Origin of the sequence: Pseudomonas sp. 20P_3.2_Bac5 (assembly GCF_025466035.1) — a bacterium.
Classification (GTDB): domain Bacteria; phylum Pseudomonadota; class Gammaproteobacteria; order Pseudomonadales; family Pseudomonadaceae; genus Aquipseudomonas.
Map to the genome: position 1 here is coordinate 1 of NZ_JANLOA010000135.1, position 20600 is coordinate 20600.

16 protein-coding genes and 3 pseudogenes are annotated in these 20600 nt (G+C 63.4%); 12 read left to right on the top strand and 7 right to left on the bottom strand.

Annotated features, from left to right (window positions below; all coding sequences use genetic code 11):
• The 8 genes and pseudogenes from NTD88_RS27145 to NTD88_RS27175 all read left to right on the top strand — a co-directional run.
• Positions 1-601 (top strand): annotated as a pseudogene (locus tag NTD88_RS27145) (carbamoyltransferase HypF); the annotation flags it as partial.
• Entirely contained in the window at positions 592-819 is a 228-nt protein-coding gene (locus NTD88_RS27150) for a HypC/HybG/HupF family hydrogenase formation chaperone (protein WP_095156680.1), read from the top strand. The pseudogene NTD88_RS27145 and the gene NTD88_RS27150, both read left to right, overlap by 10 nt.
• Positions 816-1946, top strand: a complete 1131-nt coding sequence (hypD, locus tag NTD88_RS27155) for a hydrogenase formation protein HypD (protein WP_262155914.1) — start codon at positions 816-818, stop codon at positions 1944-1946. Before NTD88_RS27150 ends, hypD begins: the two co-directional genes overlap by 4 nt.
• Positions 1943-3010, top strand: a complete 1068-nt coding sequence (gene hypE / locus NTD88_RS27160) for a hydrogenase expression/formation protein HypE (RefSeq protein WP_262155915.1) — start codon at positions 1943-1945, stop codon at positions 3008-3010. The genes hypD and hypE overlap by 4 nt, the downstream gene beginning before the upstream one ends.
• A 174-nt stretch (positions 3011-3184) precedes the next feature.
• A pseudogene (gene tssD, locus NTD88_RS27165) lies at positions 3185-3343 on the top strand (type VI secretion system tube protein TssD); the annotation flags it as partial.
• A gap of 22 nt (positions 3344-3365) precedes the next feature.
• Positions 3366-3536 carry a DUF4225 domain-containing protein gene (locus NTD88_RS29345; protein ID WP_410017314.1) on the top strand — a complete coding sequence of 57 codons (171 nt, stop codon included), beginning with the start codon at positions 3366-3368 and terminating at the stop codon, positions 3534-3536.
• 1601 nt (positions 3537-5137) lie between these two features.
• Positions 5138-5827 (top strand): histidine phosphatase family protein, encoded by a 690-nt coding sequence (locus NTD88_RS27170; protein WP_095156676.1) that lies wholly within the window; start codon positions 5138-5140, stop codon positions 5825-5827.
• Between the two features lie 2 nt (positions 5828-5829).
• Positions 5830-6672, top strand: coding sequence for a phosphatase PAP2 family protein (locus NTD88_RS27175; RefSeq protein ID WP_095156675.1), 843 nt, complete (start codon positions 5830-5832; stop codon positions 6670-6672).
• A gap of 1 nt (position 6673) precedes the next feature.
• On the opposite strand, the gene NTD88_RS27180 is transcribed toward NTD88_RS27175, so the two are convergent.
• Together NTD88_RS27180 and NTD88_RS27185 are read right to left on the bottom strand one after the other, a co-directional pair.
• Positions 6674-7774, bottom strand: a complete 1101-nt coding sequence (locus tag NTD88_RS27180; protein WP_262155917.1) for a P1 family peptidase — start codon at positions 7772-7774, stop codon at positions 6674-6676.
• Between the two features lie 103 nt (positions 7775-7877).
• On the bottom strand, positions 7878-8918 hold the full coding sequence (locus NTD88_RS27185) for a hypothetical protein (RefSeq protein ID WP_262155919.1): 1041 nt from the start codon (positions 8916-8918) through the stop codon (positions 7878-7880).
• 128 nt (positions 8919-9046) lie between these two features.
• Between NTD88_RS27185 and NTD88_RS27190 the strand changes: the two genes are divergently transcribed.
• Entirely contained in the window at positions 9047-9361 is a 315-nt protein-coding gene (locus tag NTD88_RS27190) for a hypothetical protein (protein ID WP_095156673.1), read from the top strand.
• A 26-nt stretch (positions 9362-9387) separates the two neighbouring features.
• On the opposite strand, the gene NTD88_RS27195 is transcribed toward NTD88_RS27190, so the two are convergent.
• Together NTD88_RS27195 and NTD88_RS27200 are read right to left on the bottom strand one after the other, a co-directional pair.
• Positions 9388-9810: a FecR/PupR family sigma factor regulator gene (locus NTD88_RS27195; RefSeq protein WP_095156672.1), complete on the bottom strand. Its 423-nt coding sequence runs from the start codon at positions 9808-9810 to the stop codon at positions 9388-9390.
• Entirely contained in the window at positions 9807-10316 is a 510-nt protein-coding gene (locus NTD88_RS27200) for a sigma-70 family RNA polymerase sigma factor (protein WP_095156671.1), read from the bottom strand. The genes NTD88_RS27195 and NTD88_RS27200 overlap by 4 nt, the downstream gene beginning before the upstream one ends.
• A gap of 547 nt (positions 10317-10863) precedes the next feature.
• Between NTD88_RS27200 and NTD88_RS27205 the strand changes: the two genes are divergently transcribed.
• Entirely contained in the window at positions 10864-13155 is a 2292-nt protein-coding gene (locus tag NTD88_RS27205) for a TonB-dependent receptor (protein ID WP_262155920.1), read from the top strand.
• Between the two features lie 52 nt (positions 13156-13207).
• Positions 13208-14422 (top strand): dipeptidase, encoded by a 1215-nt coding sequence (locus NTD88_RS27210; protein ID WP_262155922.1) that lies wholly within the window; start codon positions 13208-13210, stop codon positions 14420-14422.
• A gap of 51 nt (positions 14423-14473) precedes the next feature.
• Here the strand turns inward: NTD88_RS27210 and NTD88_RS29350 are convergent, their stop codons facing one another.
• From NTD88_RS29350 to NTD88_RS27220, 3 genes and pseudogenes are all read right to left on the bottom strand, one after another.
• Positions 14474-14884: a methyl-accepting chemotaxis protein gene (locus tag NTD88_RS29350; RefSeq protein ID WP_371864295.1), complete on the bottom strand. Its 411-nt coding sequence runs from the start codon at positions 14882-14884 to the stop codon at positions 14474-14476.
• A gap of 135 nt (positions 14885-15019) precedes the next feature.
• A pseudogene (locus tag NTD88_RS29355) lies at positions 15020-15796 on the bottom strand (PAS domain-containing protein); the annotation flags it as partial.
• 51 nt (positions 15797-15847) lie between these two features.
• Entirely contained in the window at positions 15848-18403 is a 2556-nt protein-coding gene (locus tag NTD88_RS27220; protein ID WP_315975179.1) for an EAL domain-containing protein, read from the bottom strand.
• Positions 18404-18794: 391 nt separating this feature from the next.
• Here NTD88_RS27220 and NTD88_RS27225 point away from each other — a divergent pair, with 391 nt between their 5' ends.
• Complete coding sequence (locus NTD88_RS27225; protein WP_262155926.1) at positions 18795-20561, top strand: S8/S53 family peptidase; 1767 nt, start codon at positions 18795-18797, stop codon at positions 20559-20561.
• The last annotated feature ends 39 nt before the right edge of the window (positions 20562-20600 follow it).

Consider the following 20600-nt stretch of genomic DNA (forward strand, 5'->3'; position numbering starts at 1 on the left):
CCTGAATGCGCTGGTCGGCGCACCCGCCGCCAGCACCGTGGCGCGCATGCTCGAACGCCGTCTCAACTGCCCGTTGAGCAGCGGCGCCGGACGCTGGTTCGATGCCGCCGCCGGCATCCTCGGCCTGAGTGTTCGCCAGGCGTTCGAAGCCGAAGCCGCGATCGCCCTGGAGCAACGCGCCAGCGAGTATTTGCAACAGGCGCCAGCGCCTCGCGTCGATGGCCTCTGGTGGCTGCGCGACGATGGCCGCCTTGATCTGCTGCCGCTGCTGGCGCGGCTGTTCGACCTCGCCGATCAAGGCCGGGTCGGCGAAGGCGCCGCGCTGTTCCACCTGACCCTCGCCGCGGCCCTGGCCGATCAGGTCGGGCGCCAATCCCGCGAATTGCCGGTGCTGCTGGGCGGCGGCTGCTTCGCCAACCGCCTGCTCAGCGCGCGCCTCGAACAGCACCTCAGCGCCCAAGGCCGCCAGGTGTTCAGCGCCCAAAGCATTTCCTGCGGCGACGCCGGTCTGGCCGTCGGCCAGGCCTGGGTCGCCGCGCACTGGGTCGACCTCACCGGTCACAGCGCCCTGCCACTGGAGGACCTCCCCGCATGTGCCTAGCCATCCCCGCACGCGTGGTGGAACTGCGCGACAACGATCAGGCGCTGGTCGACCTCGGCGGCATCCGCAAGGAAATCTCCCTGGCGCTGGTCAGCGGCGCGCAGATCGGCGACTACGTGATCGTCCACGTCGGCTACGCCCTCGGCCTGATCGACCCGGAAGAAGCCCGGCGCACCCTGGAAATGTTCAACGAACTCGATCAGGCGCAACAGCCATGAAGTACATCGACGAATACCGCGACGGCGACCTCGCCCGGCAGATCGCCGGACGCATCCGCGAAGCCGCCCGCAGCGACCGCGAATACCGCTTCATGGAATTCTGCGGCGGGCACACCCACGCCATCTCGCGCTACGGCGTGAGCGACCTGCTGCCGGGCAACGTGCGCATGATCCACGGCCCCGGTTGCCCGGTTTGCGTGCTGCCGATCGGACGCATCGACCTGGCGATCCGCCTGGCCCTGGAACAGCGGGTGATCCTCTGCAGCTACGGCGACACCATGCGCGTGCCGGCCTCCGACGGGCTCTCGCTGCTGCGGGCCAAGGCCCGTGGCGCCGACATCCGGATGATCTACTCGCCGCAAGACGCGCTGAAAATCGCCGAGGCCAACCCCGGCCGCGAGGTGGTGTTCTTCGCCGTCGGCTTCGAAACCACCACGCCGCCCACCGCTCTGGTGATCCGCGAAGCCGCCCGGCGCGGCCTGGACAACTTCAGCGTGCTCTGTTGCCACGTCCTCACCCCGCCGGCCATCGCCCACATCCTCGACACCCCCGCCGAACAGGCGGTGGCGCTGGACGGTTTCATTGGTCCGGCGCATGTCAGCGTGGTGATCGGCGCGGCGCCCTACGGCGAATTCGCCCGGCGCTACCAAAAGCCGGTGGTGATCGCCGGCTTCGAACCGCTGGACGTGCTGCAGGCCATTCTCATGCTGGTGCAGCAGGTCAACGAAGGCCGCGCCGAGGTGGAAAACGAATTCATCCGCGCCGTCAGCGACCACGGCAGCCGGCCGATGCAAGCGCTGATGGAAGAGGTCTTCGAGCTGCGCGACAGCTTCGAATGGCGCGGCCTGGGCGAGATGCCGGCCAGCGCGCGGCGGATCCGCCCGGCCTTCGCCCGCCACGACGCCGAAGCGCGCTTCGCCCTGCGCTACCAGTCGGTGCCCGACCACAAGGCTTGCGACTGCGGTCCGATCCTGCGCGGGCAGAAACAGCCCATCGACTGCCGCCTGTTCGGCACGGTGTGCACCCCGGAAAACCCGGTCGGCTCGTGCATGGTTTCCAACGAAGGCGCGTGCGCCGCGCATTACGCCTACGGGCGCTACAAAGACATCGAGGTTCACGCCGTATGAACGCCCGCTCCACGGTCAAACGCGGCTACGTACGCCCGCTCAACCTGCGCGACGGCCAGATCGAAATGGCCCACGGCGCCGGCGGCCGCGCCTCGGCGCAACTGATCGACGAGATCTTCCTGCGCGCCTTCGACAACCCCTGGCTGCGCCAAGGCAACGACGGCGCCACCCTCGCGCCGATGCTCAACCCCGGCGAGCGGCTGGTGATGGCCACCGACGCCCACGTCATCTCGCCGCTGTTCTTCCCCGGTGGCGACATCGGCAGCCTGGCGGTGCACGGCACCGTCAACGACGTCGCCATGAGCGGCGCGCAGCCGCTGTACCTGTCGGCCAGCTTCATCCTCGAAGAAGGCTTCCCCCTCGGCGACCTCAAGCGCATCGCCGACTCCATGGGCGACGCCGCCCGCCAGGCTGGCGTGGCCATCGTCACCGGCGACACCAAGGTGGTCGAGCGCGGCAAGGGCGACGGCGTCTTCATCAGCACCACCGGCATCGGCGTGGTCGCCGCCGGCATCGACACCAGCGGCCACCGCGCCCGTCCGGGGGACGTGATCCTGCTTTCCGGCAGCATCGGCGAGCATGGCGTGGCCATCCTTTCGCAGCGCGAGTCACTGGAGTTCGAGACCCAGATCCGCTCCGACAGCGCGGCGCTGCACGAACTGGTCGCCGCCCTGCTGGCCGTCGCCCCCGGCCTGCGCGTACTGCGCGACCCGACCCGTGGGGGTCTTGCCACCACCCTCAATGAAATCGCCGGCCAGTCGGGCGTCGGCATGCTCCTCGACGAAGCCGCCATCCCCGTCCAGGCCCAGGTCGAAGCCGCCTGCGAACTGCTTGGCCTCGACCCGCTGTACGTCGCCAACGAAGGCAAGCTGGTCGCCATCTGCGCCGAACAGGACGCCGACGCCCTGCTGCGCACCCTCCGCGCCCACCCCCTGGGCCAGAACGCCGCCCGCATCGGCACCGTCATCGCCGACGAACACGGGTTCGTGCAGATGCATACGCGGTTTGGCGGGCGGCGGGTGGTGGATTGGCTGGTGGGGGAGCAGTTGCCGCGGATTTGTTAGTGCCGTGCGCCTGTCGTGCCGGCTGAAACCACCCGGCACGACAGGGACGTCATGAGTCTTACCGGGCCACACGACAAACCATAAACTTTTCGCGATTAACTTTAGGAAACATCCCACAGACGCACCCCGTGTTCGGTCTCTAGGCTGCGAACTCCGCCTACAAGGAGTTCGACCATGGCTACCCACAGCTACCTGTCCATCAAGGGCAACACAATGGGCCTCATCTCGGCCGGCTGCTCCACCCAGGATTCCATCGGCAACAAATGCCAGGCCGGGCACACCCACCAGATCCTGGTGCTGTCGGTAGACCACCAGATGACCAGCATCAGCAACACCGCCCACGATCAAGCTTTCTATGTATGCAATTTTCAGAAGGACGTTAAAACCAACCAGTTGGCGCTTATTTAGATACATCGACTCAGACTACACAAGTGCATATAAAATGATGAGCAAAAGCTCTCTTGCTGTCGAGGCCGCTTCAGACGCGACTACCATCCTTCAAATCAGCGAAGAGTTGAAGAAATGACTACCGCAGGATTCTTTTTACTTGCACTCTGCAGTGTAGGCTGCGCTTTTTATCTAAAACAGCGATTCTCAGGCGAACGAATAAAAAACAGACAATATGTTCCATGCGTGCTATTCAACCTGTTTTTTTGCTTCTTCTATATGAGAATATCAAATGAAGGGTGTATCACCTTTTATCATTGCCTTGTCGACATCAATAAAAACTACCCAGCACTCCCTTGGGCCTCATTTATCTGTGCAGTGCTACACGGATGTGCCATTCCTTCGAATCAGGAGCCCAGGCGTTGGTTTCGAAAGAAGAGAAACAAGGTATGGAAAGACTAATGTAACGAATACCATTCGAAAATCGTGATCAACGTGCGAACATAACGAGCCTGACCAACTTCATCCACGCACTTGAAATATGGCAAATAGGCGACGTATCGCTACACGGGCGCTTCAAGCTGAGTATGGCGTAGATGCGATTGAGCACGGAAAGGCCATCAGTGTCGACGGGCTGCGGGATTGAGGCGGAGCGGAAGAGAAAACCCATATCCGGGGCCAAACAAATGACTACCTTGTTTTTTATTTTGATCGCATCAGGATGCCTAGTAGCTGTCTATCTACTCAGGCTGTACTTTTCATCTGAGAACTTGAAATTCTACACCTTCCTTCTTTGCGTGCTCTTCAACTTACTATTCATCTTCACCCACATGAAGATAGTTTATCAAAAGCGTATTATTTTTCTTGGATGCTTTCCGCACTTGCACGAAGACTATCCAATCATAGCCTGGACCTCACTTTTGTATTTATTCCTTCACTGTTTCGCCTCACCGGTACGCTGGACACCGAAGGGCTGGCTTCGGAAAATCAAGAACAAACTGTGGCAATTATAATTTAACGAACGTCATCAAAAACGTGTTCACAATTTACGAGATTGGGATGTGACAAAACGGCGACGTGGCGATGAGGTGGCTTCAAGCGGGATATACACCATTGGCATGACGCTGGATCATTCCATCGAGGAACCAGACAAGTGACAACCTTGCTGTTTACCTGCTGCACACTTCTCGGGCTTGCTATCGCATACGCCTCAAAAATCTATTTTTCAGGGAACAATTTTAAGCTTTGGATTTTTTGTTGCAGCGTCGTCCTGAACTTGGTTGCGGCCGCATTTCACATGAAGATTGCGGAGCAAAGCTGCGTTATGTTTTATGGATGCTTTCCTCAATTGCACGAGGATCATCCAGCGCTAGTGTGGATTGCGCTAGCATCAATGCTTCTTCACTTATTTGCCTTCCCGGTTGAATGGCAGCCAAAGCGCTGGCTCCGTAAGAAAAAGAACCAAAGGCGTTGATCTATAAACCATCGATATCACCCTCTGGAGCCATCAGACTCAGCGATGCGCTCACCTGAAAACACAATCAGACTGCGCGCAGAGGCTTGCAGCGCTTCGCGAGCAAGCTCGCTCCTACCGATACCAGGCCGACCGAATCGTGCCCCCCGCCTCAAGGCATTTTTCACATCCGCTTCACTCCCGCTCAACACCCCGCTCCCTACAGTGCCGTCATTCCCAGGGCCTGCTCTTCGGCGGTGCCCGGTCTTTTTGTCCGGAGTGACCTCATGTTGCAAGGCGCAATCACCCATCCCGACCTTCCCCACCCGGCCAACCGACGCCGACGACTGTCCACGAGGGCGTTGGCCGTGGTGACGGGCATGCTGGTCGTGCTCGCCGGTTTCTCTACCTGGTATGCAACTCGGACACGGGTCATGGACTTTCGCAGTGAGCAACAGATGAACAGCAGCGGCCTTTTGAGCGAATGGGCCAAAGGCGCGGTGATCGTGCTGATCCGCCACGCCGAGCGCTGCGACCGCTCGGACAATACCTGCCTGAGCGATCCCGCCGGGATTACCGTGGCCGGCAGCCAGTCAGCCACCGAGGTCGGCAAGGGCATTGCGCAACTCGGTCTGCAGCATGCCGAGTTGCTGAGCAGCCCCGAGGTGCGCACGCAACAGACCGCGCATTTCCTGTTCGGCAAGGCCATCGCTACCCAGGACTGGCTCGGTCAGTGCGACCGCGACTTCGCGAAAAGCGCCTTCAGCCACAAGGAGGCCGGCTATAACCTGGTCCTGGTGACCCACAGCGGTTGCATCGACCGCGTCGAACGGCAGTTGAACGTGCCAGGCGGGGAACGCTCCAGCGAGTACGCGAGTGCGCTGTTCGTCTCGATGGGCAACAACGGCAAGGCGCGGATTCTCGGGCAGATGAATGCCGAGCAGTGGAAAAAACTCGTTACCCGTGCCGGGAGTTGAGCATGTCGTCTTCGTCCCGTAGCCGTTTCTATCTGCTCAACCTGGGTGTTCCGCTGGCACTGGCGCTGGCGGTATTCCTGTTGTTCGACCTGACCAACCTCGATCGCTGGATCAGTAACCTGCTGATCGACCCGGCCACTGGCCAGTTCCTGTTCTTTCACGATCAACTGTTCGAGAAACTGACCCACAAATGGCCGCGCATCCTGCCGGACTGGACGGGCGAGGCGGCCATCATCGGGATGCTGCTGTCGGTGCTCTGGCCGGGCCTTGCGAAGTTTTCCCATACGGCGCCGGTGCGCCTGCTGGAAACCGCGCGGATCGCCCCGGTGTTGCGCTTCACTGCGCGACATCGCCGCGATTTCGTTTTCGTGGTGGTGGCCTTCGCCCTGTGCACCGGGGTCATCCACTTCCTGAAGAGCCACACCGGCGTGTATTGCCCGGTGGAAACCACGCTGTACGGCGGCGCCCAGCCGCACCTCGAATGGTTCAACCAGTTCAGCCTGCTGAGCAAGGCCGGCGACGGTCGTTGCTGGCCAGCCGGGCACGCGTCCAGCGGTTTCACCCTGCTGGCCCTGTACTTCGTCGCACGGCGGTACCGCTGGGTTCACGCGCGCAAGTTGCTGGTGGCGATTCTGGTGGTCGGGTTCATCTACGGCACCACACGCGTGCTGCAGGGTTGGCACTACATGTCGCACACCTTCTGGGCCGGGATATTCGTCTGGCTGACCAGTTGGGCAACGGCGCTGGTGTTCTATGGCCGGCCAGCCTTGCAGGCGGCGCCAAACCGCGCCGCACGCCGCGCACCGTCACCTGCCGAAGGCTTCGCTCGCGCCGACGCTGCCTGATTCAGCCGCGCCAACCCACCTCGCGCAGCGCCTTGAGCAGGCGCTCGCCACCCAGCCCCGGCACGAGCACGCCATCGGCGCTGCGCATGTCAGTGCCGGCCAGCAGTGCATTGACGATGGCCTCTTCCACCGCCTCCGCCGCGGCCAGGAACAGCGGGCTGATATGGTCGTTGTTGACCATCTGCACCGCCTGGGAAAAGGCGATGCCCTTGCGTCCGTAACCGGCCGGGGGCAGGTGTTGATCGGCGCTGGAAAAAGCGATGAACAGGTCGCCACTGGAGTCCTCGGTGCCACCGCCGGTGCGGGCAATGCCGATGGCGGCGCGCTGCGCCAGGCGCTGGCATTGATGGGGCAGCAGAGGCGCGTCGGTGGCGATGACCACTACGATCGAGCCCATGCCCGGCTCGCCACCCGTGGCGAACGGCGACGGCAGGTCATCCAGCACCCGCCCCACCGGATAACCATCGACCCGCAATTGCTGGCGCTGACCATGATTGGCCTGGACCAGCGCGCCGACCGTCCAGCCGCCCTGCGCCGCCGGTAACTTGCGCGAAGCACTGCCGATACCGCCCTTGAACTCATGACAGATCATCCCGGTGCCACCGCCCACCGCGCCTTCGCTCACCGGCCCGGTTTTCGCGTCGGCCAGCGCCTCGCGGACATGCTCGGGGCGCACATGCTGCCCCCAGATATCGTTGAGCACGCCGTCGTAGGTTTCCATCACCACCGGCATGCACCAGTACACCGACGGGTCGGCCAGCGCATCGCGTTCGGCCGCCACCAGCGCATCCCGCACCACGCCGACACTGTGGGTGTTGGTGATGGCGATGGGCGTGCTCAGCAGGCCGGCCTCGCGAATCCACTCCAGGCCGGTGGCGTCGCCATTGCCGTTCAGCACATGCACGCCGGCGAAGCATGGCTGCAACCGCGCCTCGCCCGCCCGCGGCTGCACCACCGTCACACCGGTGCGGACCTGCTTGCCGTCGGCAGTGTCGGCCAGCAGCGTGCTGTGGCCGACGCGGACACCGGGCACATCGGTAATGGCATTGAATTGGCCGGGCGTACCGCCACCGACGCTGATACCGAGTTGACGAGCGCGCATGAGAACTCCCTGAAAAATGATCGAACCAGCAACCAATCTAGCCGGCTCACCGCAGCGGGCCAATTACCGTATGAGGTTACTCCCCTTATAGCCGCGAATGACTTTAGCGCCCGAACAACACCACCCGCGCCGCCTCGGAAGGCAACACGCACGCCACGTCGTGCGCGCACCCCGGAACCACAATCATCCGCCGGGCCCGTTGCGGTTTGAGCAGTGCCTGCTCGTACGCCGCATAGGCCAGGCCCCGCTGCAAACGGAAAGGACCTTGCGCCATGGCCGCGCAGGACTTGTCGAGGATCGGGTAGAACGCGCCTTTCGCGGCGCTGCTGTCCAGCGCGCCCTCGAGATAATCCACCTGCGTCGCGGCATAACGCGCCCTCGCCTGCCCGGCACTGCGGCCGAGATGACCAGGCAGGGCCTGAACGCCGTACTTCCAGTTGTCATAGCCGGGGCACGCCTGCGGCACCTGGAAGGTGAAACGACAGTCAGCGCCACACGTCTCCCACGGGCCCTCGGGCGCAGGCCGCACGGGATCGAAATAAAGCCAACTGCCCGGATCGGCGATCACATAACGCACCGCGATGCCCGCCGGCGGATCGGCGGCGAAACCGATGCTGTGCTGCAACATCTGCGCCCCCGCCGAAAACCCGGCCAGGGTCACGCTGCGCACGCTCGGCCACTGCCTGTGCAGTTCCACCAGCAGCGCGTCGAGGGCGGCGAAGGCGCCGATCGGCTGAGGGCCCAGCGAAGGTTCGCCCGCGAGCCATCCGGCGCAGGTCCACAGCGCGTCGCCCGCTTGCGCAAGCGGTACGCCACGGGTGTGGCAACGGTTGGCGTCGGCCACCTGGTACAGCGGCGCGACCACCAGGGTGTCGGCCAATCGTCCCGCCTCGCGCACCGCACGCAGGCCGGCCTCGAAACTGCGATTGGCGTCCCGTGGGTGACCATGCATCACAAGCAGCACCGACTGCGGCGCAGGGGCGGAATCCGATGCGTAGAAGCTCATGCGCCCCGCCTGCTCCGGCAGTTCGAATGACCGCAAACAGGCGGAACCGGCGCGTTCGGCGCAAGCGCCGTCCTCGGCAGCCAACACCCGCAGCGGCGCCAGCATCAACAGCAACGCCCACAGCAGTAACCTCATCATCACTTCACACCCTTCGCGACCAGGCTTTCATCGTAGCCTCGACTGGGACACAGAATCGCCTCGCGAACTGGAAACCGCACAAAGCCCTCCTGTACCCTTCCGCAAAATCCCCCGGATAGCAGCCCAACGTGACGACCCCGACCCTGAAACCCCGCGAGGCCTACCAGATTCTTCGAGACATCGCCCAGGGCATTCGGCCGATGCGCCGGATCGGTGAGCAAGGCTGGCTGGAGAGTGGCGGCGGGCTGCTGACCGTGGAAGTCGATGGCTGGGTGTTCACCCTGCACAACGACGGCGACCGGCTGAGCCACTGCGATCGCTGCTACGACCCCGAAGGCGCCGCCTATCTGTACGACACCGCGCACCCATACGGCACCAACCCGGTGGAGTTCATGAGCCAGTGGGAAGTGCAGCAGGTGGAGCGGATGTTGAGGGCGCTTTAGAGGCCTACACCTTCTGCGCTAGCCAGTCACTTGCACGACGTTGAGCGGCGGGCTCTGCTGGAGGATCTCCAGCGTCTGCCGGCAATCATCCCACGAAAGGTGCTGGGCTCGCGCCCGTCGCACCAGGCGTCCTGGGGCGAACTGGCCAGCCAGCCCGCGCCCCCCAGCAGCAGGCTGAGACCCAACGCCGTACGCAGGAAGGTGCGGCGACCATCGGACTGTTCGAGACTGCGCAACAACGGCTGACTGGCGCGACCCCGCCACGGAGATTGCTGGAACTGCGCCAGCCCCGCCAGCAGGCGCTGGTACACCTGGCGATGGTGGCTGGAACGGCTGCGCCAGTGCTCCAGTTCAGCGTGGAGGTGATCGTCGAAGTCACCCGACTGCAAGCGCACCATCCAGTCGATGGCCTCCTCCGCCACCGGGTCGTCGAGACGCTGCTCGTTCATGCTTGCAACCCTCGGTAACAGCAGCGCAGAGCCTGGGCCATGAGTTGATGAATGCGCCCGAGGGACAACCCCAGGCGGCCCTGGATCTGCACGTAGGTGAGTCCCTCGAGCTGACTGAGCACGAACACCGTGCGCGACTGGCTGGACAAGCCATCGAGCAGCCGGTCGATAGCGACCAGACTCTCGATGAGCATCAGTTGCTCCTGCGGCGAGTGCTGGAACTCTTCCGGCACCAGGGCCAATGCCTGCAGACAGGCTTTTTCCAGGTCACGGCGCCGCCAGGTTTCGTACATCAGGCGCTGGGCAATGGTGGTCAACAGCGCGCGCGGCTCGCGGATCGCGCCTGGGTCGGGGAGCATCCACACCCGCAGAAAGGTTTCGGCGGCGAGATCTTCGGCGCTGTGGCGGCAGCCGGTGCGAAACGCCAGGCGCGTGTGCAACCAGGCGTAATGCTCGCGGAAAATACGGGTCACGGTCTGCTGTTTGGGCAGGTTTTCCACATCCATGGTCTGACAATCTTCTGAGGGACTGCGCACGCCATCGGACAAGAAGGTGGTGGCCGGTCAAGGGATCGGTTGACTGCTTCCCTGGCAGTTGGGTCGAGTGTGCCCCAGGGAAATCACGCTGAAAAAGAATAAAAAATCGTAGAGACATGAAAGTTTTGCATATATGCGCCGCGCCCAACGGTTCCTTGGCGTGCACCTGAATTGCCCCTCCATCTCGCCTTGAATCAGCGTGCCAGCGCCCGCCAGTGGTTATAGCCACCTGACAAGATGTTCTAAATGATTGACTGAAAATCCCGGGCTCTCGTTGCTCAAGATCGGAAACAACGGCCAGTAGACCACTGCGCTTCACCGACCCGGAGTTTTATCCATGCCCCGACGTTTTCCCCCGCCTCCCTGACGTGCGCACGAGCCATTCGGCACGTGCGGGCGGTTCGGGATCGTCCCGCCCCCGCGCCCGAATACGCCCCGCATGATTTTCCCGACAGCCTGCGGCTGTTCGCCCACGGCGCCAGCGGGCGCTGATGGAACTCTTTGGCAAGGATCGCTCATGATTCACCACGTCCCGCTGTTCTCGCGCAAACACCTGCCCGGCCTGCTGGTCGGCGGCCTGCTCACCGCCCCTGCCTGGGCCGCCGATACCACCCTGGACAAGGTCCAGGTGGTCGGTGCCCGCGTCACCGAAGCCAGCGCCGCCATCGGCGAAGACCGCATCAGCAACACCCTGAGCATCTCGCACCAGGCGCTGCTTTCAGCGCCCGCGGGCACCTCGGGCCTGAAAATGCTCGAAGCCCTGCCCGGCTTCAACGTGCAGGTCAACGATGCGCTGGGCCTCTATGAGTTCGGCAATTCGGTGTTCGTGCGGGCGTTCAACCTGCAACAGATCGGTTTCTCGCTCGACGGCGTGCCGCTGGGGCGCAGCGACCAGTTCGGCGGCAGCCCGATTTATCGCTACGTGGACAACGAGAACACCGAGCGGGTGACCGCCTCCACCGGTGCCGGTGATGTCACCCAGTCCGGCTATGCCTCGCTCGGGCCTTATGTCGATTACCAGACCATCGACCCGTCCCCGGAGCCGGGTGCGAGCCTGTCCTACACCTTGGGCAGCGACAGCCTGCGGCGCAGCTTCGTGCGTCTGCAGACCGGCGAACACCAGGGGCTGTCGGCCTATGTCAGCCGCTCGAAGATCGACGGCGACCTGTGGCGCGGCCCCGGCACCATCGACCGCGAACACCTGGAGGCCAAGGTCCGCTACCGCTTCGGCGAGGGCAACAGCGTCTGGCTCCGCGCGGTGCACAACTCGTTCTTCGACTACGACTCGCCCTACGTGAGCCTGGCGCAGTACCACGGCACCGCCAACGACGCGTTTGGCCGCTCCGGACGCGACTTCGCCTACCTCGATTACCTCCCCGACCTGCCCGAGACAGCGCCGAGCGTGCCGTACAGCAACAGCGGCTACAACCAGTACTACAAGCAAGCCATCAACCAGCGCCGCGACACGCTCTACAGCCTCGGCGGACAGTTCCGCCTGAACGACAACCTGAGCCAATACGCCACGCTCTATTACGAGGGCAAGCGCGGCTACGGCGTATCGCCCGAGGCCTACGCCACCTCGCTGGCCCTGCACAATGCCGAGAGCAACGTGCCCGGGCTGGTCGATCCACGGGGCGTGCAGTACGGACTCTCGGCACTCAGCGGGCATCGCTACGGCGCGCGCACCGGCCTGCAATGGGACCTCGGCGCCCATCGCCTGGAAGCCGGCGTGTGGGCCGAGAAAGACGTCTTCAACCGCTTGCAGGCGCGCTACAACCTCGTCGGAGGCAGCCCGGCGGGTGAGCCGTTACGCAACGAGCCGGTGCACTTGCAGGGTGATTTCACCTCCACCCGTGACTCGCTGCAACTGCACCTGAAAGACACCTGGGCGCTGCTCGATGACCGCCTGCTCGTGCAATACGGGTTCAAGCGCCTCGAACTGGACTACCGCATCGAAGGCCAACGCAACGCCGGCGACTACATCAACGGCCGCAACCCGCGCCTGTCGACGACCTGGCGCGACGGTTTCCTGCCTCAACTGGGGGCGGTCTACAACCTCACCGACAGCAGCCAGTTGTTCGCCTCGTACTCCGAGAACATGGCATTACCGCGTGGCGCCGACGACATCTACCGTGCCGCCAGCCCCCAGGCACCGGCGCCGGAAGCGGAGCGGGCGAAGAACTACGAGCTTGGCTGGCGCCTCAATCGCCCCACGTTCAACGCCGCCTGGGCGCTGTACCGCAGTGATTTCGACAACCGCCTGCAAGCCTTCGCCTCACCGGTGCCCGGCAGCAGCCAGGTCGAAACCTTCTACCAGAACGTCGGCAAGGCGCAGGCCTACGGCACTGAACTGAGCGGCCAGTGGAAACCCGGCGTGCTGGGTGGCCAGGTGATCCTCAACGGAGCCCTCACCTACAACCGCGCCCAGTTCCAGGACGACGCCGCGGGCCTGGCCCTGAGCGGCAACGACCTGCCCGACAGCCCGCGCTGGCTGGGCCAGACCGGCATCACCTGGGAAATCACACCGTGGGCGATCCTCAACCTTTCGGCGCGCTACATCGGTGAGCGCTACAGCAACTTCACCAACAGCGAACAGGTCCCCGGTTACACGCTCTACAACGCCTACCTGGACCTGGGCGGCGAAGCCTGGGGCAACGGCGCGCTGAAAAGCGTCAAGTTGCGCTTTAACGTCGACAACCTCTTCGACAAGGACTACCTGGGCTACATCCTCACCAGCACCACCGGCCCCGCGGTGTACCGCCCGGGTTCGCCGCGCACCTTCCAGACCACCCTGAGTGTGGACTTCTGACCGCCCTGGCCGCGCCCGCCAGGCGCGGCCGCTGATTTCTGGAGCCTGCCCCATGAAGCCAATGCTGTTCACCCTTGCTCTGGCGAGCCTGACGGCCCATGCCGCCAGCGTGCCGGAGCCCGCCGCTGTCAGCCCGGAAACTCTCGCCCTGCATCAGCGCCTGCTGGTCCTCGACAGCCACCTCGATACGCCCTTGCAACTGACCCGCCCCGGCTGGGACATCAACCAGCGCCACGACACCCAGATCGATGGCAGCCAGGTCGATCTGCCGCGCATGCGCGAAGGCGGGCTGGATGGCGGCTTCTTCGCCATCTACACACCCCAGGGTCCACGGGACGAAGCCGGGCTCGCCCATGCCAGTGCCTATGGCCTGGCGACCCTGCAGCGCATCCGCGACATGATCGACCGCCAGCCGCAACAGTTCGCCCTGGCACGCACCGCCGACGACGCCCGGCGCATCGCCGCGAGCGGCAAGCGGGTGGTGTTCATCAGCATGGAGAATGCCGAACCGCTGGCGGCCGACCCTGAGCTGTTGCGCACCTACCAGCGCCAGGGCCTGAGCATGCTCGGGCTGGTGCATTTCGCCAGCAACAGTTTTGCCGACTCGGCCACCGCCCTGCCCGAGTGGCACGGGCTGAATGACAAAGGCCGGGCACTGGTGCGCGAAGCCAACCGGCTGGGCATTCTGCTGGACGTGTCGCATGCGTCCAACGCCGTGCTCGACCAGGTACTGGTGTTGTCCACAGTGCCGGTCATTGCCTCGCATTCCAGCAGCCACGCGATCAACGCCCACCCGCGCAACCTCGACGATGAGCGCCTGCGCAAATTGGCGGCCAAGGGCGGTGTGATCCAGGTCACGGCTTACAGCGACTACCTGGTGCCGCTCACGCCCAACCCTGAACGCAACAAGGCCCTGGCCGCGCTGGGCGCGCGCTTTCGCAACATCGCCGCGCTCAGCCCGGAGCAGGCCCGGGGGTTGTTTGCCGAACGGGCCGAGATCGACCGGCGCTACCCGCAACCGCGAGCGGACCTGGAGGTGTTCATGAAACACCTGCTGCATGTGCTGGAGGTGGTCGGCCCGCGTCACGTCGGGATCGGTGCCGACTGGGATGGCGGTGGCGGCGTGATCGGGCTGGAGGATGTGAGCCAACTGCCCCGGGTCAGCCAGCGATTGCTGGATGCCGGGTACAGCGAACAGGACCTGGCGGCTATCTGGGGCGGGAATCTGTTGCGGGTGTTGCAGGAGGCACAGGCCGGGGCGGGTTGAACCCTCAGGATCGAGCGCCGCGTGGGCGGCGCTGGATTTCCCGTCCGGCCCTCAAACCGACAATTGATTGGTGAACTGCCCCACCGCATTCACCACCTTCTGCGCCCCGTCCTGGATCTCGACGATAACGGTCCCCGCCTGCGCGGACAGCTCAAGGCCCTGCTCGGCATGGCGCTTGCCCTGTTCGATGATGCGCACGGCTTCTTCGGCCAGCTTCTGGTTCTGGGTCACGACGTCGACGATTTCTTCGGTCGCCTTGGTGGTGCGCGAGGCCAGTTGCCGGACTTCATCGGCGACCACCGCAAAGCCGCGCCCCTGCTCGCCCGCACGCGCCGCTTCGATCGCCGCGTTCAAGGCCAGCAGGTTGGTCTGGTCGGCAATGCCGCCGATGCTTTTGACGATGCTGCCAACGATCTGCGACTGCTTGTCCAGCGCCGCGATACCTTCCACCGCCGCAGTCATTTGCACCGCCAGGCCCTGGATGACATCGACGGTTTCCTGGATGACGACGCTGCCGCGCCGGGCGCTGTCGTCGGTCTGTTGCGAGGTGGTGAAGGCGATTTCCGCCGCCTGCGACACGGCGATCTCGCGGTTGACCTGGTCGGTGATGACCGTGGCGAACTTGACGATCTTGTACAGCCGGCCATGGGCGTCGGAAATGGGGTTGTAGGTCGCTTCCAGCCAGACCACATGGCCGTGGCTGTCGATGCGCTTGAAGCGATCGGCGATGAACTCGCCACGGCGCAGTTTTTCCCAGAACCGCTCGTAGCCCGCAGAACCCTGCTCTTCGGCGTCGCAGAACACCCGATGGTGTTTGCCCTGGATGCCTTTGAGGGTGTAACCCATCGCATTGAGGAACCGCTCATTGGCGTTCAGCACCGTGCCCTGCAGGTCGAATTCGACCACGGCGGTGGAACGTTGCAGGGCCTCGATAAGGTTTTCCCGCTCCCGCGAGGTTTCGATGGTGCGGGTCAGGTCGTTGGCGTACAGCGAGACATAGTCGATCTGCCCGCGTGCGTTCCTGACCGGCTGTACGATCGCCCGCAGCCAGGCCTCGTTACCGTTGCCACGGCGCAGTTGCAGGGCGCCGGCCCAGTGCTCGCCGCTCTGGATCGCGCGCTTCATGAGGCCGAAGTGGTTGGTGCTCTGGGCATACTCCGGCACCAGCCCGAAAAGGATCTTGCGTTCCACGGCGCTGGCCGCGTACTGCATTTCCTTCAGGAAGTTGGCGTTGGCATAGGTGATTTCACCTTGCGAGCTCAACGTCAGGACGAGCATTTCGCTGTCCAGGCTGTCTTTGACCTGTTCGAGCGACGAGAGCTTTTCACGCGCTTCTGCAAGCTCCTGCTTGAGCCGCCGGTATGCTGAAAACATGAGGAAGTCCTCCAATTGCGAGAGAGATAAGCAGCGTGCACCTTCAATACGTCAGTACTTCGTCATCCAGGCTTCCAGGTCTTGCGGTGTAAGCGGCTTCGACAGCAGGTAACCCTGGGCAACGTGGTACCCCTGATCCTTGAGAATCTTGTACTGGCCTTGCTCCTCGACCCCTTCGGCAACCACCTTCAGGCGAAGGCTGTCGCCGATGCGCATCACTGCGTCACTGAGCGCACGACTGGTTTCATCCGCTTCAAGATCCAGCACGAAGCTACGGTCCAGCTTCAATTCCTGGATGGGTAGTTTGCGAAGGTAACTCAAGCTTGAGTAGCCTGTCCCGAAATCATCCATGGCCAGTTTGATGCCGCGTTCGCTGAGGTCGTGCAGGACCTTCATGGTCCCGGGGTTGGTGTCGAGCAGCAGGTTTTCGGTGAGTTCGATGGTCAGGTCCTTGGCCGCCAGGCCATGTTGATCGAGCACGTTGCCGATCATTCCGGCCAGGTCCAGGTTGTGGAAGTTGCTGGGCGACAGGTTCACCGACACCGACGGGATCTTCAGGCCCTTGCGGCGCCACACCGCCAGTTGCCGGCAGGCTTCCTTGACCGCCCAGTGACCCAGCTCGGTAATCAGCCCGCACTCCTCCGCCAGCGGGATGAAACGCGCGGGCGAGACCACGCCGAAGGTCGGGTGCGTCCAACGGGCCAGGGCTTCGACGCCATAGACCTGGCCGTCGTCGATATTGACCTGCGGTTGGTAGTTGAGGTGCAGGCCGCCCTGTTCGATGGCGTCGCGCAGGGCGTTTTCCAGCGCCTGGCGCTCCTGGGCCAGCTCGTTCAGTTCATGGCTGAAGAAGCTGAAGCGGCCGCGGCCCGAGTGCTTGGCCTGGTACATGGCCATGTCCGCGCGGTGGATCAGGGTGCCCATGTCGTGGCCGTCCCGCGGGTAGATGCTGACGCCCATACTGGCGGACGGCGAAAAACACGAGCCGGCGATCTGGCAGGGCTGGGAAATCGCGTGCTTGATGTCCTCGATCGCTTCGGTGACGTTGTCGCTGTCGCAATTGGGCAGGACGATGACGAACTCATCGCCCGACAGCCGGCCAACGATGTCGGCGGCGTTCCGGTTGGCATTGAGGCGCTGGGCGATCAGCTTGAGCAACGCGTCGCCCGCCGGATGGCCCAGCGAATCATTGATCTGCTTGAAGCGGTCCAGGTCGATGAACAGCACCGCCAGCGCGGTTTTGGTCCGCCGCGCCTCGATCAGCGCGTGATCGGCCTTGGCGTGCAACAGGCTGCGGTTGGGCAGTTGCGTCAGGCTGTCGTAGAACGCCAGTTGGCGGATGCTCTCGCGGTTGACCTCGCGTTCCATGGCCAGCGCGCACAGCGGAATGATCACATCGACCATCTGCTGGTGCAGCACCGAGGGCGTCCGATGATCGCTGTAGTAGAAGGCCAGCACCCCGATGGCGGCGCCCTTGGCGCTCTTGATCGGAATGGACCAGCAGCTCTTGATTCCCTGGTCGAGGAATTCGTCACGGATCAGGGTCCAGCGCGGGTCGCTGCCAATATCCCGGACAAACACTATCTCGCCACGCTCAGCCGCGAGGCTGGACGAGCCGATGCCGTCCTTGATCGGCATGCCTTCGAGCAGTTGCCCATAACGCTCGGAAAAGCCGGGCGCCGCCAGCGGGTGCATGGCGCCGTCTTCATCGACCTGGATCACCGCGGCGCGGACTTCCGGGGACATCCGCTCGACTTCCTTGCACAGCAAGTCCATGACCGACTCCAGCGGCATCTCCCGCACCATCGCGTCGAGAATGCAATGTTGCAGCACTTCATGGATCTTTGACGCGGTGATATCGGTCAATACCGTCACGGTGTGGGCAAGTTCGCCATTGGCGCCAATCACCGGGTTGATTGCAACATCGCACCAGATACGTTCGCCGCCTTTGACTTTCAATAACTCTTCGAGGCGGAATGAACGGCCGCCTTTCAAACCCTCTTGAACCCGGGCAATACGCGCCGAGGGTAAATGCGGCACCAGTAACTTCGCGGGTTTGCAGCCTTCAACTTCACTGAAGTCATAACCAAAGATCTTGGCAAAACCTTTATTCGCGTAAACCACGCCACCACTGCCATCGGTAATAAAAATCGCATTATCGGTTTGATCGGCAACCATCGATAATAGTTTGATGCGTTTGCGTTCCTTTCGCTGTTCCGTCACATCTTTGACAAATGCGGTGAATAATATCTGGCCCTCACTGACGACCCGCGAAATCGACATCGAACCCCAGCGTTGCGTGCCGTCTTTTTTATGAATGGGTACATCCCGGGTCGTACCGACAATCTTGTTGATACCGGTGCGCCGATTGGAGTCGACATAGCCATCATGTTTACTGCGGATGTTTTCCGGCACCAGCATGCTGACATTTTTTCCAAGCACTTCTTCCCTGGAAAATCCCCACAACTTTTCCGCGGCGGCATTGAACAACACCACACAGTTGCAGGTGTCGATTACAACCACACTGTCGATGGCTTGTTCCAGCGTTTGCACGAAAACATCAGAGAGGTTTTGGGAAATAGGCATCAACTCGATCCGAAAAAACATATGTACAGTTGCGAAGGCACGGCAAGCCCGATGAAACCGTCTTTCATCACGCGCGTTACAGGGCTGCCTCAATAACCAGGAAAACGCCCCGCAGGGCGCGGCGCATAGCTTACGCCCACCAATGGCCCATAGCCATTATTGATGGCGGCAGGCTATGTAAAGTTTTCAGCGCCGGCTAATAACGCAGGAAAATATTTTATTTATTAAAAATAAATGACAACTTCCTGACGCACATCAATATCCAAACAAACCGCATGTGTTAAGCGAATCAATCGGCACACATTAAATAATATGCACGCAAAGCAAAGGCCTCGCCGAGGGCTCCTCGCTGAACGAAGCGGCCTGCGGGATAGTCGGAACAGCAGGACCTTCACCCCAGGATGCTCAACCGATGCCGTTACGATCCGCCGCTTTCGCCACCGTGCTCATGCTGGCCGGCAATCCTGTGACCGCCACGGAAGCACCGCTGCGCCTGGAAAGCCTGAAACGCTGTGGCGACCTGCTGGAAAGCCGGCAGCAGGACTGGTGCCTGCGCGTGCGCGGGCTGGGCGCGGCAATGCCGCACTTGAAGCTGGGTGACAAGGCGCTGCCGGCCAACAGCGTGCAACGCGAGGGCGACACCTTGCGGCTGCGCCTCGACAGCGCCGGCTACCAGAGCGGCCCGCTCTGGCTGGAAGACGGTCCGCGCGCCAGCAACGCCGCCTGGCTGAGCCTGCGCAACAGCCATGTGCTGGCCGCCGGGCCGGACGAGGTGGCGAAGAACATGGACGGCCTGACCACCTACGTAGACCTGGTCAGCCTGCTGATCGAGGAAAACCAGGACGGTCGCCAGGAAGCCGAGCGCCTGGCGCACAAGTACGGGGCGAAGGTGGTCGGCGGCATCGCGCCGCTGAACCTCTACCAGCTTCGCCTGCCGGCCAATGACCTGATGCAGCGCGATGCGCTGGTGCTGCGGCTGGGCAGCGAGACCAGCGTGGATGCCGTGGTGGTCGAGGAGTCCGCGGCGGAAGAAACCGAGCACGCCACCGCCCGCCCCGCGGCGCAGAACAAGCCGGCCGAGGACTCGGACGAGTGGGCCGCGAATCGCTTTCTCGATGCGGTGAATTACTACCAGCGGCGCATCCCCGGGCGACAGGCGCCCATCCATCCGCAGCCGGTGCGCATTGGCCTGATCGAGCGCGACGTCGATTTCGACACGGCGGACTTCGCCGACTACCTGGGCGCCTGCTCGCCACCGCGCACCTGCGTCTATGCCCGCGACGCCGCCAAGCCGGACAACCACGGCACCACTGTCGCCGGCATCCTCGGCGCGGGCTGGGATAACGGCGGCAATACCGGTTTCCTGCGCGGGCTGGACAAGGCCGGCGGCGGTTTCGAGGTCATCGTCGAGCGCAATTCCGATGCCGGCATCAGCGCCAACATCGCCGCCTCGGTGAACCTCGTCGAAGATGGCGTGCGCGTGCTCAACTGGAGTTGGGGCATCCACCGCGTCGGCGCGAAGAATGTCGACGGCGACGACGTCGACTCGCTGCTGCGCTCGGGCATCGCCATGGCTGGCTACGAGGAGTTGCTGGAGGAGTTCTTCCTCTGGCTGCGCAAGGATCATCCCGATGTCGTGGTGGTGAACTCCGCCGGCAACGGCGCGTCGTTCTCCGGCAGCGATGAATACCGCCTGCCCTCCTCGTTTATCACCGAACAGTTGCTGGTGGTCGGCGGGCACCAGCGCAACGCAGGCGGCGGGCGCGCCGTCGAAGACCCGGCGTACGCGGTCAAGCGCAGCACCTCGAACATCGACATGCGCGTCGACATCACCGCCGCCGCGTGCGCCCACGCCTCGAACCGCGAGGCCGGCCAGACCGGCGCAGTGCACTGTGGCACCTCCTATGCCACGCCGATGGTCGCCGGCCTGCTGGCGGCGATGCTGTCGATCAATCCGCAACTGCAGCCCGAGCAACTGCGCATGCTGCTGCGCCGCAGCGCCATGACCATCGGTGACAACCACGACTTCGAAGCCATGGACGGCGAGGACCTCACCGCGCCCATCCTGCCGTCCGAGCGCAACTACCAGCTCGGCGACCGCGACGTCGGCCGTTCGGCGCGGCTGGACATGCAGAAAGCGCTGGACCTGGCGGTGCAGAGCCGTGATCGGGTGCGCTGAGGCCCGGCCACGCTGCCACCGGTCGCACACGGCGCGTTC